This window comes from Psychrobacillus sp. FSL K6-1267, from assembly GCF_038003265.1.
Classification (GTDB): Bacteria; Bacillota; Bacilli; order Bacillales_A; family Planococcaceae; genus Psychrobacillus; species Psychrobacillus faecigallinarum.
The window spans coordinates 3209620-3224844 of record NZ_JBBOOR010000001.1; the positions used below are offsets into that span (position 1 = coordinate 3209620).

19 protein-coding genes are annotated in these 15225 nt (G+C 37.5%); 5 read left to right on the forward strand and 14 right to left on the reverse strand.

Annotated features, from left to right (window positions below; genetic code table 11):
- Nucleotides 1-109 precede the first annotated feature (109 nt).
- Both MHB55_RS16505 and MHB55_RS16510 read left to right on the forward strand, forming a co-directional pair.
- Nucleotides 110-655: a DUF3267 domain-containing protein gene (locus MHB55_RS16505; protein ID WP_144541776.1), complete on the forward strand. Its 546-nt coding sequence runs from the start codon at nt 110-112 to the stop codon at nt 653-655.
- A gap of 68 nt (nt 656-723) precedes the next feature.
- The gene (locus MHB55_RS16510; protein WP_090570160.1) at nt 724-909 is read left to right on the forward strand and encodes a hypothetical protein; all 186 of its coding nucleotides are present in this window, start codon (nt 724-726) and stop codon (nt 907-909) included.
- 100 nt (nt 910-1009) lie between these two features.
- Here MHB55_RS16510 and MHB55_RS16515 read toward each other — a convergent pair whose 3' ends face one another.
- Nucleotides 1010-1123, reverse strand: coding sequence for a YjcZ family sporulation protein (locus tag MHB55_RS16515; RefSeq protein ID WP_144541775.1), 114 nt, complete (start codon nt 1121-1123; stop codon nt 1010-1012).
- 139 nt (nt 1124-1262) lie between these two features.
- Between MHB55_RS16515 and MHB55_RS16520 the strand changes: the two genes are divergently transcribed.
- Complete coding sequence (locus MHB55_RS16520; RefSeq protein WP_144541773.1) at nt 1263-2198, forward strand: peptidylprolyl isomerase; 936 nt, start codon at nt 1263-1265, stop codon at nt 2196-2198.
- A gap of 267 nt (nt 2199-2465) precedes the next feature.
- Here the strand turns inward: MHB55_RS16520 and yhaM are convergent, their stop codons facing one another.
- From yhaM to MHB55_RS16550, 6 genes are all read right to left on the reverse strand, one after another.
- Nucleotides 2466-3404 (reverse strand): 3'-5' exoribonuclease YhaM, encoded by a 939-nt coding sequence (gene yhaM, locus MHB55_RS16525; RefSeq protein ID WP_144541771.1) that lies wholly within the window; start codon nt 3402-3404, stop codon nt 2466-2468.
- Nucleotides 3401-6118 carry an ATP-binding protein gene (locus tag MHB55_RS16530; RefSeq protein WP_340863678.1) on the reverse strand — a complete coding sequence of 906 codons (2718 nt, stop codon included), beginning with the start codon at nt 6116-6118 and terminating at the stop codon, nt 3401-3403. The genes yhaM and MHB55_RS16530 overlap by 4 nt, the downstream gene beginning before the upstream one ends.
- A gap of 3 nt (nt 6119-6121) precedes the next feature.
- Nucleotides 6122-7327 (reverse strand): metallophosphoesterase family protein, encoded by a 1206-nt coding sequence (locus MHB55_RS16535; RefSeq protein ID WP_340863679.1) that lies wholly within the window; start codon nt 7325-7327, stop codon nt 6122-6124.
- A 90-nt stretch (nt 7328-7417) separates the two neighbouring features.
- On the reverse strand, nt 7418-7606 hold the full coding sequence (locus tag MHB55_RS16540; RefSeq protein ID WP_151113016.1) for a hypothetical protein: 189 nt from the start codon (nt 7604-7606) through the stop codon (nt 7418-7420).
- 17 nt (nt 7607-7623) lie between these two features.
- A complete protein-coding gene (locus MHB55_RS16545; protein WP_151113014.1) occupies nt 7624-7935 on the reverse strand; it encodes a DUF3796 domain-containing protein in 312 nt (103 codons plus the stop codon).
- Nucleotides 7936-8136, reverse strand: a complete 201-nt coding sequence (locus MHB55_RS16550) for a helix-turn-helix transcriptional regulator (protein ID WP_144541761.1) — start codon at nt 8134-8136, stop codon at nt 7936-7938.
- A gap of 139 nt (nt 8137-8275) precedes the next feature.
- Here MHB55_RS16550 and MHB55_RS16555 point away from each other — a divergent pair, with 139 nt between their 5' ends.
- The gene (locus MHB55_RS16555; RefSeq protein ID WP_144541759.1) at nt 8276-8461 is read left to right on the forward strand and encodes a YhzD family protein; all 186 of its coding nucleotides are present in this window, start codon (nt 8276-8278) and stop codon (nt 8459-8461) included.
- A 45-nt stretch (nt 8462-8506) separates the two neighbouring features.
- Here the strand turns inward: MHB55_RS16555 and MHB55_RS16560 are convergent, their stop codons facing one another.
- From MHB55_RS16560 to MHB55_RS16585, 6 genes are all read right to left on the reverse strand, one after another.
- On the reverse strand, nt 8507-9523 hold the full coding sequence (locus MHB55_RS16560; RefSeq protein WP_340863680.1) for an anti-sigma factor: 1017 nt from the start codon (nt 9521-9523) through the stop codon (nt 8507-8509).
- A complete protein-coding gene (locus tag MHB55_RS16565; RefSeq protein WP_340863681.1) occupies nt 9510-10064 on the reverse strand; it encodes a sigma-70 family RNA polymerase sigma factor in 555 nt (184 codons plus the stop codon). Before MHB55_RS16565 ends, MHB55_RS16560 begins: the two co-directional genes overlap by 14 nt.
- Before the next feature lie 705 nt (nt 10065-10769).
- On the reverse strand, nt 10770-11549 hold the full coding sequence (locus MHB55_RS16570) for an enoyl-CoA hydratase (RefSeq protein WP_191697590.1): 780 nt from the start codon (nt 11547-11549) through the stop codon (nt 10770-10772).
- A 118-nt stretch (nt 11550-11667) separates the two neighbouring features.
- A complete protein-coding gene (locus MHB55_RS16575; RefSeq protein WP_151113008.1) occupies nt 11668-12012 on the reverse strand; it encodes a YlbF family regulator in 345 nt (114 codons plus the stop codon).
- A 41-nt stretch (nt 12013-12053) separates the two neighbouring features.
- Nucleotides 12054-13196 carry a DUF445 domain-containing protein gene (locus tag MHB55_RS16580; protein ID WP_151113006.1) on the reverse strand — a complete coding sequence of 381 codons (1143 nt, stop codon included), beginning with the start codon at nt 13194-13196 and terminating at the stop codon, nt 12054-12056.
- 65 nt (nt 13197-13261) lie between these two features.
- Entirely contained in the window at nt 13262-13651 is a 390-nt protein-coding gene (locus MHB55_RS16585) for a ferritin-like domain-containing protein (RefSeq protein ID WP_151113004.1), read from the reverse strand.
- A gap of 73 nt (nt 13652-13724) precedes the next feature.
- On the opposite strand from MHB55_RS16585, the gene MHB55_RS16590 reads away from it, so the two are divergent.
- Nucleotides 13725-13928: a YheE family protein gene (locus tag MHB55_RS16590; protein WP_144541784.1), complete on the forward strand. Its 204-nt coding sequence runs from the start codon at nt 13725-13727 to the stop codon at nt 13926-13928.
- A gap of 112 nt (nt 13929-14040) precedes the next feature.
- Here the strand turns inward: MHB55_RS16590 and MHB55_RS16595 are convergent, their stop codons facing one another.
- Complete coding sequence (locus MHB55_RS16595) at nt 14041-15216, reverse strand: M20 metallopeptidase family protein (RefSeq protein WP_340863682.1); 1176 nt, start codon at nt 15214-15216, stop codon at nt 14041-14043.
- Nucleotides 15217-15225: the final 9 nt, after the last annotated feature.

Genomic DNA, 15225 nt, shown 5'->3' on the forward strand with positions numbered 1-15225 from the left:
AATGTAAGCGCTCTATAAATTTTAATATCTATTAAGCTTGTATTTTTTATAGAAACATCGTATTGTATGTATCTGAAATATAATTTATTTTATAGGAGATGCATCTATCTTGCATTGCTGGAAAACCATTAATGTCAAAAAACAATACGGCATGGAGCGTTTATTTCTTCTATCATCTATTATGGTAATTGCCGTTTTTTCTATCGCATATGCCTTACTAGGAATTATAAATGATTCTCATAAATCTGATGACTTCTTTTGGCTATTCGCTATTGGGGTATTAATGGTTTATCCGCTTCATAAAATAATTCATTTTATTCCATTGTTTACAATTCGAAATAATATTAAAGTTACCGTAAAGAGACGGTATGGTATTCTTCCAATCGTTTCTATTAGAGTGTGCGATCCAATCAATAAAAATAGATTTTTATTTTCATTAATTGCTCCTTTTATATTTATCAATTCTGCTATTTTAATAGGGGCATTGCTAGCACCAACCTTTGCACATTATTTTACGATGCTCTTTGCCTATCACTGCGGAATGTGTTTTATAGACTTAATTTATGTAAAGAATTTAAGCAAGTCACCTAAAAGTGCATTTATTGAAGAAACTGACGCTGGTTATCAAATTTTAGTAGCTGTTTCGAATTATTAGCAATATGTTACACTTGTAACTACTGCTCCTTATTTGATATGCTTAGTGTATATGAAGGGAGTTTAGACATGATTATATTTACTTTAGTTCTATTCTCGGCATTTTACTTGCTACAAATTAATCGAATGACTTATGCGCTTGTAATGTCAAAAGAAATCCCAGAAGAAAAACATCCTAAGATTTTTAGAACCATTAATATATTAATTACGATTCTTCTTGTATCTTTCTATGTTGAGTTGGTTTACGCAGTTTAAGAGAAAAATTGACCCAAATCATTAAAATGATTGGGTCATTTCTTATTTCTGAAAGAAATATAGACCAAGATCGCCTAAGCGATCTCAGTTCTTGATTTCGTTAGTAGATGAATGCAGCGCCAACGATAATCAAAAGAATAAACAGAACTACTAATAAAGCGAAGCCTGAACCTGATCCATAGCCACCGCCATAGTTGTTATATTGTCCACCCATTTAGAACACCTCCCTTTTCTAATTTATCCTATGCTGTGGTTTCAAAATATGGTAGGCAAATGAACGGGAACTATTTTTGTTTTTGTTTCGTTTATGTTATAGTTACACTTGCAACATGATGAAGTTAGGAGAGATTTCCATGAAAAAAACAGTTTTATCATTAACATTAGCAGCATCTGTTCTTGCATTAGGAGCATGTAGCAATGATTCTGCTGATAGCAGCGAAGTAATTGCAACATCTAAAGTAGGCGACATCACACAAAATGATTTATATGAAGAAATGAAAGCTTCCATTGGAGAACAAGCTTTCCAACTTCTTATGATTGAAAAAGTACTTGACTCTAAGTACGATGTTACCGATAAACAAGTAGACGCTCAGCTAAAAGCTGATAAAGAACAGCTAGGAGAAAATTTTGAAACGTTGCTAGCTCAACAAGGATACACAGAAGAATCATACAAAAAATATTTACGCCTTAATCTTTTACAAGAAGCTGCTATGATCGAAGATGTAAAGGTTTCTGAAGATGAAATTAAAGCGGAATATGAAAATACCAAAAACGAAGTTAATGCTCGCCACGTGCTTGTAGAAGATGAAGAAACAGCTAAAAAAGTTAAAGCTGAATTAGATTCTGGTAAAGAATTTGCTGAAGTTGCAAAAGCTTACTCTACAGAACCTGCTGCACAAGAAAGCGGCGGAGAGCTTGGATGGTTCGGTAAAGGTGCTATGGACGCAGAATTTGAAAAAGCAGCATTTGCTTTAGAGCCTAATGTAATTAGTGAACCAGTTAAATCTAGCTTTGGCTACCATATTATCGAAGTAACGGACAAGCGTGAAGTTAAAGAATCATATGAAGACAAAAAAGCTGAAATAGAGAAAAACTTGAAGCTTGAAAAAGCAGACCAATCTGCATTACTACCAAAAATCGCTAAGCTATTAAAGGATGCTAAAATTGATATCAAGGATAAAGATTTAGAAGCTGCCCTTGATGAATTTTTAAATGCTGGTGAAGCTGCCGATACTACAGATGAATCAAAAACAAAAGACGATGCTTCTACTGAAAAAAGCGAAAAATAATTCAAACTAGCAGGATTAACTATTTTGCTATAAGGGATCGCGGCTCATGCCGTGATCCCTTTTTTATATCTATAAACATGAAAACGTTAAACCTATAAAACATCTTGTACACATAACCCACGGAAGTATGGAGGTTTCTCTTTCGGGGACATCTCCATTTGCCCTCAAGACCTTGGAACTTATGCTAAACATCACTATTAATAATCATTTGGAGCTTTTTTTCCATAAAAAAATCGTAAAGGCCTTGCATGGCCTCTACGATTTTCTTTATTCAAAAGTAGGCTTATAGAAAGAACGATTTTCTAATGGGAATAAACGCTCTGTAAATTCTCCCGGATTCGTTTTATCCAATGCTCGATTAAGCATATTCATCTTAGCATCAATATTATCAATATAATGCAGTATTTCTGCTTCACGCACCATCGGTCGCTTCGGACTACCCCACTCTTCTTTTCCATGATGAGAAAGCACCATATGTTGAAGTAGCATTACTTCCTCTCCATCAATTTGAAGCTCCTCTGCTGCTTTTGATATTTCATTCACCATAATCGTAATATGTCCTAACAGGTTACCTTCAACTGTGTACGTAGTAGCTACTGGCCCCGATAGTTCTAATACCTTCCCTATATCATGTAAGATGATTCCTGCATAAAGAAGATCTTTGTTTAATGTTGGGTAAAGGTCGCATAGGGATTTTCCAAGCTTTAGCATAGAAACGACATGATCAATTAAACCAGAAGCATAATCATGATGGTTTTTAGTAGCTGCTGGATAAGTCATAAACGCTGTTTGATGTTTCTTTAGTAAATGGCGCGTTACTCGTTGTATCAAAGGATTTTTCATCTCGAAGAAAAATTGTAGTAATTCCTCCATCAATTCTTCTTTTGACTTTTCTGCTGATGGAACTAAATCGTGAATGGTTATCGTCTCATCTGCTTTAACAGGTCGAATACTCTTTACACGTAGCTGAAACTTTCCACGATAATCTTGTATTTCTCCCCCAACGCGCACTATTTGACTAGCAGCATATTGTTTTTCATGCTCCTCGTTGGTATCCCATAGCTTGGCCTCGATATCTCCACTTTTATCCTGCAGTACAAGTGACATAAATGGTTTTCCAACTGTTGTAACACCTTTAGTTGATTGTTTAATCAGTAAGAAATGATCGACAGGATCTCCTACTCGTAGCTGTGTAATTCCCTTCATCTCAAAACCCCTCCACTTCCAACTTGTAATGTCGCTACCTCTATTATATGAGCCTCATTCCAACTAAGACGCATATGCTCATGACATGTAAAATACAATAGTTGATGTTCATCTTGTAGCTCTTGCATTAATTGTACCACTTGTTTTAATCGGTTTCGATCGAAATGTACAAAAGGATCATCCAGAATAATAGGAAAAGAAATTTTATTCTTTAACGAAACTGCTAAGGAAATTCTTAAGGCAATATATGCCTGCTCCTTTGTGGCCTGACTTAGCTCTGCTATCTTAAATCGTTCTCCGCTAGGCTTGACTGCTTCGAAAAGACCGTCAGGCGTAAACTCTAACTGCTCGTAGGATTCGTTAGTTAATATCCGAAAATAGCATTTTGCTTTTTCAAGAACCTCCGGAAGTCTTTCTTCTTTTAGTTGTAACAATGTCTGTTTAATAGCTTCTGTCACTGTTTTATAAGCAGCCCATTTTTTAACTAGCTCATACAGCTCGGATTTTTTTTCTTCTAATTCTTGTAATTTTTCACTTTGCTTCTCATTTTCGAGCAAGCGACTCGTTTCATATAGCAATGATGCCTTTTCCTCTAAAAGAACCTGACTTTTTTCTTTCATCTCATTTAGAGCTTTTCTAGCTGTTTCTTCAAAGCCTTCCTCAAAATCATCGATACCTACTTGACTATCGCCTAATTGTATCCTAACTTGCTCTAATTCTCTTTCTAATGTAGCTCTCTTTTGAGACACTAAATGAGCTTGATAATAATCACTTTCTGTTGTAACCCCAGTCTCTTGGAAAAGCAATGTCATCTGTTGATCCTGAGCTTTTAATAACAATTGTAGCTCCTTAAGCTTTTCCTTGAGTTTCGTTATTTTATTTATAGTCGTCTGCTCTTCCTCTAACTTCTTCTTTTCTGATAAATAAATTTCACGTAGTTGGTGGAATAAAAGGTCATCTGCTAACTGGAAGTTCGTCAAATGTTGAGCACGATTTTTCAAGTCTCGCAAGCTTCTGCTTACTTCCTCTAACTTACCTTCCATTTGGTCCAGTTGAATTTGGTAATCCTGAATCATTCTTAAACGATTAAACAGGTCCGTTAATAAATTAGGAGAAAGCTCCTCACTAATATGATATTTCTTTAAAAATACAGAAACTCTTTGTTTCAGGTCCCTCTTCCTCTGTTCTATTTCTATTATTGTTTCTTCTAGCTGAGTAATTTGTTCAGTGAGTCCGCTTAGCTCGTTTTCTAGTAAGCTTGTATATTGACGGACATCATTCTCTTTATTCAGCCCTCTAACGAGCAATTTAAAGCCTCCATAGACAACAACACTAATAATAATTGCAAGGAGAGCAATAAACCAATTGGAGGCAAGAAAGCTAAAGATAACCCCAATAACTAATATAAATCCTATTACCGAAAATAAGATACCCATTGCGTTACCTTGACCACTAGATGATGACCGAGAGCGTTTCGATTCCTGTATCTTTTTTTGTAGCTGCTCCGAATCCTGTTTCTTCAGATTCAGTAAACGGCTTTCTTGCTGATGCTGATGGTCCAGTTGCTCTTGTTCTTGAAGCATTGTGACGAGCCGATCTTCTTGCTGCATAGACATATCTGCGTCAATAATACTGACTAAACTTTTTTCCCACTCCATGCCAATTAGGCTAAGCTGTTGCATCTGTTGCTGTAGTGTTTTGTTCTGTTCTTCCTCTAACTGAACTCGCTTGGCACGTAACTGATGCCAATGAGATTCCTGACCCAAAAATCCCTGAATTTCATTCAGCTTTTCTAGTGAAATTGTTTCAGTAGCTTGAACTGTTAGCTGCAGCTCCTGGTTTAGTTGTTCTGCAGCAATTTGTGTATTTGTCTGCTTATCCTTAATAGCCTCATAGCGGCGAATCCCTTCCGGTGGAAATAATTGTATTGGAAGCTTATCCAACTCCTCGATAAGCTCGATTTCAGCTATTTTTAGTGGCTTTAATTGTTTCCAACGAGAATAATTCTGTAGTTGCCCCGCCAGCTCCTTCTCACGCTCTATCATTTCACTTAAGAGCTGCTCTATTTCATTTAGACGCTGGATAGATGGCTCGTATTTCTCCACCTGTTCCATTTGCTCCTTCCACCCAACTTCAAGCTGCCTTAACTCTTCCAATTTTTGATTGATGAGTGGCTTTCTACCAGTCGGCTTGTAGAGCTCTCCCATTTCTTTTGCAAACTGATTTTCCACATTGGATAACGTATCCATTCCTGTTGTTCCAGAGGAGAGTAGTGTACGAGTCAGCTCTTCCTCTGTCATTTTTTCAAAGCCCTGTAACTGAAGCAGAGAAAATGAAAAAATAGCTTCAAAATCTACTCGACTGTAGGAATGAAGTATAGTGGAAAGCTCCTTTTCTCCTCCACGAGTACCATCCTCGAAAAATAAGGTGACATCTCCACTCGCCTTCCCTTTTACCCTCTCAATCACGACTCTCTTACCTTCATCTGATTGGATTTGTATCTTTCCGCCATAAGTGGTGTTGCTTCTTGGCTCATACCTAAGGAGCTGTGCATTTCGCTGTGGGAATCCAAAAAGAATATGCAGTATAAACTGCTGAATCGTAGACTTTCCTGCTTCATTCTCCCCAAAGAATACATTTATCCCCTTATGAAGTTCCACTTCTATATTTTCATGCTTTCCAAAACCGTATATATGGAGCTTTTCTATTTTCATATGTTACACTCCCCTCGTTACAGCCTTGTTCAGTAATTGCTTAGATTCCATTTTTACCTCTTCAATAAAATCCTCATCTATGCTTGGAAGGTAGCGACTGCCTTTTGGATGCTGATATAACTCCTTCACAGCCAGCTTCCAATGTGTAAAGTCCCACTCTTTCCATATATCCGTCAACATCAGCGTTTCATTGAGTTGGTTAATAGGTAAGTCAATAACTAAATCCTTAAGGATGATAAAGGGATTATGCTGATCCATAGATTCCTGAAAGATGGCTAGCCATTCCTCCCTCGAGGATGTATCAAGCATTTCAAAGGTCTCTTCTGTAATTTCGGTTAGCGTTAATTCTATAATGGCGTTTCCATTGCTTTCCACATAATCTTTTAGCTGGTGTTCTACCCGACTAATCAATTCATTGGCATGGACAATATCCTTACAGGAAACCTCTAGCTGATCGTAGATAAACATACTACAAGGGATAAATTGCAGGTCTGTATTGTTCTTTGTCAGAGTTACCTCATAGAAACCTTTCAGCCCTCTTTCATTGCGATGTCTGCTTTGTATATTGCCAGGATAGACGATTGCTGGATCCATATGTAAAACCTGTCGCTTATGTATATGCCCAAGCGCCCAGTAGTCATACCCCTTCCCGATTAAATCACTTTGACGAAACGGCGCATAGACATCATGCTCTTTATTTCCTTCTAAACTTCCATGTAGCATTCCTATATGAAAGTCCTGACCATTTGCCTTTGGGAAATAGGTATGCATTGCTTCTTGAATATGGCGTTCCTTATAGCTAAAACTAGAAATGTGTACAGTCTCGCCTTTAACATTAAGTGTTTTTGTTTCTACATCTCGTCCAAATACCTCTACGTTCTCTGGCATCTGAAAACGAACCCAGCTTCCACTCAAATGATCATGATTTCCATGGCAAATAAAAACCGGTATCCCGCCTTCTCCAAGAGCTTCCATTCCCTTTTGAAACAAATGCTGAGCTCGCAGACTACGATTTTCTCCATCATAAATATCACCGGCTATTAAAACAAAGTCCGGCTTAGTTGCCAAAGCATGCTGAATAACATTATTAAAGGCATGAAATGTACTTTCTCTAATTTCCTGCCATCTATTTTTAGGGATAGATGATAATCCTTTAAAGGGGCTGTCTAAATGTAAATCTGCCACATGTAAAAACCGAATAGCTGCCATTCTACTACACCTCACTAAAAATAGAATATTTGTTCTTATTTTATCATATAGAAAAGGCTATACACAAATAAATGTGTAATAGCCCTTTTTTTATTTCTTTTCCATTTGTATTTGTACTAGAGATGTAACTAAACCAGTTATCCCTGCCGTTAACCCTGCTGGTAGGCTAAATAGGAAGTAATACCACTGTCCTGTATATAGAGAGATTCCTAAGAAAATTAATGGTAAACCGATTAAAGCAAAAATTGATGCCACTAGTGCCCACTTAGCTTTAGTCATGATTTATTCCTCCTTTGCTAGTTTTTCTTTTCCGCTACTGCAGCACCTATTCCATAAGAGACGATGTGTGTAATCCAGAGACCAGTCATAATAAAAAATGATAATCCGGGCCCCTCCACAATGATGATAATCATCCATGCTACTAATAAGGCTGCTGTTGTGACTTTCCAAGAATAAGATCTTGCAGTTGAATGCACTTGATTATACCGTTCATCAAATAATCTTTTCTTCTTTCCGACTCTACGAAAAATAAAAAAAGTAATCCCCATGATTGCTATCGCCGCTGGCAATCCAATTAAAAACGTAAACCAATCAAATTCTCCACTCATTTAATCTTCCCCTTCGTAAATGAAAATGTCTTCTATATGGCACTGAAACAATTTGGAAAGCTTAAAAGCCAAATTAATAGATGGATTATACTTTCCTTTTTCTAAAGAAATTATAGTTTGCCGGGACACCTCTAACTTTTCCGATAATTCGTCCTGTGTCATCCCTAGTTCCATTCGTTTATCCCGAACATAATTTTTCACTGTTACCCTCCTTTTTAGTAAAGCTAACTTTACGTAAAGTGTACTTTACTTATTAAATAAATGTCAAGCAGACTTTACTTTTATTTTTTAATTTTTGTTGTATAATGAATTTTAAGAATACATAAGGGGTGTATGATACATGAAAGCATACAAATTCACAGCATTTGAACCAACAGGGGAACTAATCGTCGAGGAAACATGGAATTATGAAAACGACGACGAAGCAAAGAAACAAGGGGAAGAAGCAATACACGAAAAAGGCTATGGAAACAAAACACATCGCTTAGTTAACAGCTCCGGCAAGCTTATATTGTTTCATGTGTAATATAAAAAGGGACTTAACCCGATATAACGGTTTAAGTCCCTTTTCCTATTCTTCGATCCAATTCCACGGCTTAATTTCTCCTAGCTGAACACTATGAATGCCCTCTACCTCTTTAAGCTTCAGTAACTCTTTCACAGGTCCTGTCACCACTGCTCCGTAAGCTTGGAATCCTTCTTTTTGAAGATAATCATGTCTTTCTTGAAGATAATCTGTTGCGAACAATGTTTCTGCTAGGTTTTTATCTTTGTCGAGCATCATTTTCATATTTCTAAGCATTGCTGATTGGCTTTCCCTTACTGAATGATTGTTTAAAATGCTAGTTGAATAATTGATATTAAAGTCTGCATCTACCTTTTTAAATCCTGATAATCCCCAAGGTTTTGCTAATGATATATCGTTTTCACTGCCACTCCAGCCGCCTTCAGTGAAATTCTTTAATTCCCCCATATAAATTGGCATCCATAAAACATCTATTTGATAAGGAGAAATTAATTCTAATAATTCCTCTGGAGAGTAGTAATCGTTTATGGAAAAAGCTAGTTGAGCCACATTTCCTTCATGTATTTGCTCTAACTGATTCCAAACATTCGGTGTCTGAGTTTCGTCTAACTTCTCATTCGTTACAGGATTATAGGGTAAAGAAAAATTAAAGCCCTTGTCACTATTATAGGGAAAATACTCATTAACAGTAGTCGTGCTATAAGCGTCTATAAGAGGTTTATTTAGGCTAACCTTTGTTATAGCAAACTCCTCTTTACCTATTATTTTCATCAAAGGGAAGTCAATCTTCTGTGTTAAAAAGGGAGTAATTTCATTTGTCCCACTTCTTGAATTAGTGGAGATATATCCTGGATAAGTCCAATCAACGGCTAATTTCTGATAAAATTCCGTTCGCTTACCTACGTTAGTAGCTTCATAAATGATTGATACTGAGATCATATAAACAGCATATACAAGAAAAATCCCTAAAAGTACACGAATGACATTGAAAGATAATTTCCATGAAAAACGTTTTTTATGCTTTTGTACAATTGCTTTTGCTTTCTCATCATTCCATTCCATCTTTTCCACTCCTATCAAAATCCTTTCCAAGGCGATCTGCCAGCTGTTTGAATCTCTGTCTAGCCCGATGTATTGTTACTTTAACCTGATCTAATGTAATCTCTAATGTCTCTGCAATTTCTTCGTATGAAAACTCCTCATACTCTCTTAAATATAATATAGTCCGATAATTTTCCGGAAGGAGCAGTGATATATCTTGAATTTCATCGGATTTTTCTTGATTCAATAAATCCTCCTCTGGCACTCCATATGGGCTAACATATTCCTCGGAATTAGAGAGATAATCGTAGAGCGGTACCCACTTCCACCTCTTCCGTTTTCTCCATTCATCCATATATGTATTTCTAGCTACCTTATATAGCCAGCTTTTAACTTGCCTGCCGTCATATAAATCCAAGGACAAAGTCGCTCTATAAAAGGTCTCCTGAACAAGCTCTTCCGCAATCGAATCGGATCCCGTTAGTTTAAGTAAGTAGAAGTAGAGAGGCTTAGCATAAGCTAAATAGACTGTTTCTAAGTCATCTTTCCTTTGTTTCTTCACTTCCTTGCCTCCCTTCTAACCTAAAACGTTTAGACATGCATATTGTTACAGTCTAAATTAATTTATTTGTAAAATATATAGGTGTTGGGATTAAGTGGTGCGGATTTGATAGTATTTTAGGGGAGCTTCTGCTTCATTTAGGAGACACTTTTCTATTTTTAGGAGCGCCTTTTGATGATTTAGGGGCGGAAGTACACTTTAGGAGGCGCCTTTCACCCGTTTAGGGGTGGTTCCGCTCTCTTTAGGAGACACTTTTCTACTTTTAGGAGCGCCTTTTGATCGTTTAGGGGCGGAAGTACACTTTACGGGCACTTTTCTCCCGTTTAGGGGCGGTTCCTCTTCATTTAGGAGACACTTTTCTATTTTTAGGAGCTCCTTTTGATGATTTAGGGGTGGAAATACACTTTAGGAGGCGCCTTTCACCCGTTTAGGAGCGGTTTCGCTCACTTTAGGAGACAATTTTCTGTTTTTAGGAGCGCCTTTTGATCTTTTAGGGGCGGAAGTACACTTTACGGGCGCTTTTCACCCGTTTAGGAGCGGGTTCGCTCACTTTAGGAGACACTATTCTACTTTTAGGAGCGCATTCGCATTTTTTACGAGCGTATGCTCGCACATTCAACCGTTTAGCGGCGAAACATTTCCCCGTAACCAAGCTCTCCAATAAAAAAGAGCCAAGGTTAGCTAACCTTGACTCTTTCACACTCATTATTCTCCTTTAAACGTCGGTTTACGTTTTTCAACGAATGCTTGAATACCTTCTTTATGATCTGCTGTTTTACGCATTGCCGATTGACCTTTTGATTCTCCTTTTAAAATTGCTTGTAAGTCATGAATTTTGGATAAGTGTAAAATTTCTTTAGAGGTGATCATTGCTGCAACCGGTGATTCAATAAGTTTTTGTGCATAGGCTGCGGCTGTTGCATGACCAGCTCCGTCTGGTGCTACCTCGTCTACTAGTCCTAACTTTTGTGCTTCCTTGCCGTTAAACAATTGTCCACTCCACATAAGCTGCTTTGCCTTTGGTATCCCTACTCGTTCTTTTAGGAAGAAGTGGCCCCCTCCATCAGGTATTAGTCCGATTCCTATGAAGTTCATCGCTAGCTTACTATTTTCTTCAGCGATTATAATATCACAACCTAGAACCATGCTAAATCCAAGACCTGCCGCAGCTCCATGAACGGAAGCAATGGTGATTTGAGGCAAAGTATAAAGGTTTAGTGCGATACGAGTTAAATAATCCATTGCTGCATCTATGTCTAAAGGATTTTCATCGTTAAGCATTGCTTTAATATCGCCACCAGCTGAAAAAGCACGACCCTCCCCTTTAATGATAAGGACTTGAATAGATTTATTTTCTTTTAAATCCTCCAATAACTCCGCTAATTCTTCCATCATAGTTTCATCCATTGCATTCATAGCATCTGGCCTATTTAAAGTTAATGTTGCAATACGACCCTCTTGTTCAAATAATAAAGTTTTATACATAATTAAATCCCCTTTGTGAATAGTCATTCATTTTTATAATTCGGCATTTATTCATATATTCCTTCTTTTTAAGCTAATAAAAAAAGCTCTAAGCCAAAGAGCTTAGAGCCTTTTCATGTTATATTCCTTCATACATTTCTTGGACAGGTTTAAGCAACACACGGTTAATCTCTTCGATCATCTGGCTAAGTGCCATTTCCGCTTGTAGCATGTGGAATATTTTTTCATTTGTTTGAGCAAGCTGTGCTGTTTTTTGAGCATATTCGATCTCTTCACCAGAGATTTCCTCACCTTGCATTTGCTTCTCTTGTAAAGAAAGCTGAATTTTACGGAAGCTTTGAAATAAAGCAAGTGCCTCTGGGTCGGCCTTTACTGATTCTATTGCATCTTTTACGTTTGCGAATTGATCGGTCTGGCGAAGTGATGCCTCTAGTTTGTTAATATCATCGTAAATGTTAATCATGTTTGTAAGCTCCTTTATTTAGGCATTGTCCTAGCCTTTTGTTAGCTAGTTAGAAATACGATTAGGCCTTGAATGATTCCTATAAGCCCCCCGAGCACACCACCGAGAACAGTAATCATTTTGAACTCTCTTTTGGAGATTCCAAGTACGATATCCTCTAATCGCGCTACTGGGAAAGAGTCAACTTGCTCTTTAACCATTTCCTCAAGCTTCATCTTACGTAATACTTCCTCTAGTTTTGCCTCTGCTTCGACAAAAGCAAAATTAGTTACTTTAGGTACCATTTGAGTCTCTAACCAATCTGAGGCACCAGGGAAGTAATGGTTTAAACTATAATTTAATCTTTCTTCAATTGCAAGTTGTTCCTTTAAGTATGCTTTTACATTGACCACCAATGGATCAAAATCAAAGCCTTCCATCATCTCAGCCAAAGGTCGGTCCTTAAGCTTTTCCCACTCATTTTGAACAATATTTTCAAGCATTACTTTTGTTCCTGGGGCACGAAGAAACTTTAATATTTCAGGCTGTACCTTCCCAGCAAGTGAAGAAGACTCTCCCATAAACATTTGAATCATGTTACCTAATGTTCCTTTGGTAGATAGGAAATCATCAATCAGTTTTTTAACTGCACTTTTACCTTCATCTGATTGAAAAAATTCCTCGCCCTTTTGAAGAATATAGGAAACAATATCTCCGACCTTGCTATCAGCCTTCAGCTGCCAATCTAGTGGAGCAATTTGACGTATTGTTTCCTTTTCAAACTTCGTCATAACCCGATTAAATTGTATATCAACCTGTTCTTCTATTTTTTCATTTACAAGAGAAGGCACAGATTCTATACCTGCAAGCTTTAGCCAATCGTCTATCGTCTTCTCTGACTGAAATATATTTTTATTAAGCTGTTTTACAATGAAATCATTAGCTTTCATTTTCATCGAATCATTGAAGTATTTCTTTTTAAAAATATCAGGTGTCAGTAAATGCTTGATAACAGTAATTCCTAATTGTTTAGCAAGCTCATCCCGACGCTTTGGTATTAAGCCTGGAGTGAACGGTACTCTCCATGATCCTATATACTTTGCTTCATGAGGTCTGAAAAGCATTTTAATGGCGAGGTGATTTGTAACCGCTCCAATTGCTGCTCCAACGACTGCCATGAATATGATTGTCCATAAAAAACCCATCTATCTCACCTTTTTCCTCTAGCTTCTAGATTATTATAGCAGAGGAGTATGAAACACAAAAACAATTAGAGTGCATTGTACATCATCGAAAATCGGATTGCGTGCTCCGTCTCATCATGCATAGCGCAAAATAGAGGAGCATAGGCTTGTTGAATAGGAATTTGAAGCAGCATTTCCTTATATACTTCTGCTGTTTCCAATTCATCTTTCACAGACTGCTTGGCACAGGATTTTAATTCTGTACATGGGGGTACTTTTTGTAAGTTTTGAACAAAACTCCCTGTAAGCATATAATAGAGTTGTTGAAACATTTCGTAATGGCTTTTTTCATCCTCATAAACATGCTCGATGAATTCCTTCCAATACGGATCGTCTGTCAGCTTATACATATCCATATAATGATGATAATCAGCGTACTCGTTCTTGATTGCTTGTTCAAGCTTTTCAATAAACAATTAGATGCTCCTTCACTAGTCATTTATACTAGTATATGCGCGCAAATTCACTCACATGAAAGGTATGATTTCTTTGTTACAGCATTTCAGCTTTAAGCCACTCTATGAAAACAAACAACTACCTGGCTGGTCACTTTCTTTCTTCTACAAACAAAAAAGATATTCAGCAAACTACGAGCCAGATGGTTCTATTAAGTGGAATGGTGAGACACCATCTGATGAAGAAACAGTAAAAAAAATGATTCACGAGCTAATGCTCTTCCACGTATACGACTAAGAAAAGCACAAGCACCTATGTCTATTCCGAAATACAAAAGGGGAAAGTTAGGACTTCCTTTCTGGTCTATATAAAAGCCTATGCTTTTTATCGCATAGGCTTTTAATATGATTTATTTTTTGTCCGATTGTTCGAAAATTATTCCAATAAACATCTTTCCTATATCTATCATTGCACGCTCATCCACATCAAATTTAGGATGATGGTGTGGGTAAGTTGCCTTCAATTCCTCGTTACCACCGCCAATGATAAAATAGGCTCCCGGAATTTTTTGTTGATAGTAGGCATAATCCTCGCTGCCATTCATCGGTTTTCCTGGAATAATGTTTTGCTCTCCGACGACATAGCCTGCCACTTTCTCCACGCGTTTTGTTTCGGTTGGATCGTTGTAGATGGAAGGACAATCCTTCACATATTTTAACTCATATGTAGCGTCAGCAGCCTCACATGTGCTTTTTACTATCTGTTCTAGTTTTTGCTCTATCATGACACGAACATCCTCATCATAGGTCCTAACTGTACCTTTGATAAAGGCAGTATCGGGAATAACATTGGTAGTGCTTCCACTTTGAAATGAACCTACTGTGATAGCTGCAGCCTTTAAAGGGTCGACTCTACGGCTTACTATTTGTTGTAAATTTACTACTAGCTGGCTCCCTGTCACTAAGGCGTCAATTGTTTCATGAGGAGAAGCGCCATGTCCTCCTTTCCCATGGATAGTTATATAAAAATCATCCTGGGCAGAGGAAGCATACCCCTCTATTACGCTAAACTTTCCATAGGGCTGCAATGACATTACATGTGCTCCATAGATAACATCCACACCATCCAAACAACCATCCTTAATCATATATTCGGCGCCGCCTGGGGTGACCTCCTCAGCAAATTGATGTAAGAAAACAACAATACCTGGAACCTCTTCTTTCCGCTCACTTAGTACCTTTGCTACACCTAAAAGAGCAGATGTATGAAGATCGTGCCCGCATGCGTGCATAACTCCTGGTACCTTCGATTTGTATGCTACTTCTTTTTCGTCCTGAATTGGAAGAGCATCAAAGTCTGCTCTAAGTGCAATAGTTTTACCCGGTTTACCTCCCTTTAAAAAGCCTAAAACTCCTCTTCCGCCCACTTCGGTTCTAACCTCTAACCCTAGTTCTCTTAAGTAAGCAGCAATTTTTTTTGGTGTTTCTACCTCTTCATGAGAAAGCTCTGGATGCATATGTAAATCTCTTCGAAAATCAACTAACTCAGGATAAATCTCTTCTAATCTATTAAATATTTTTTCCATTTCTTAAAC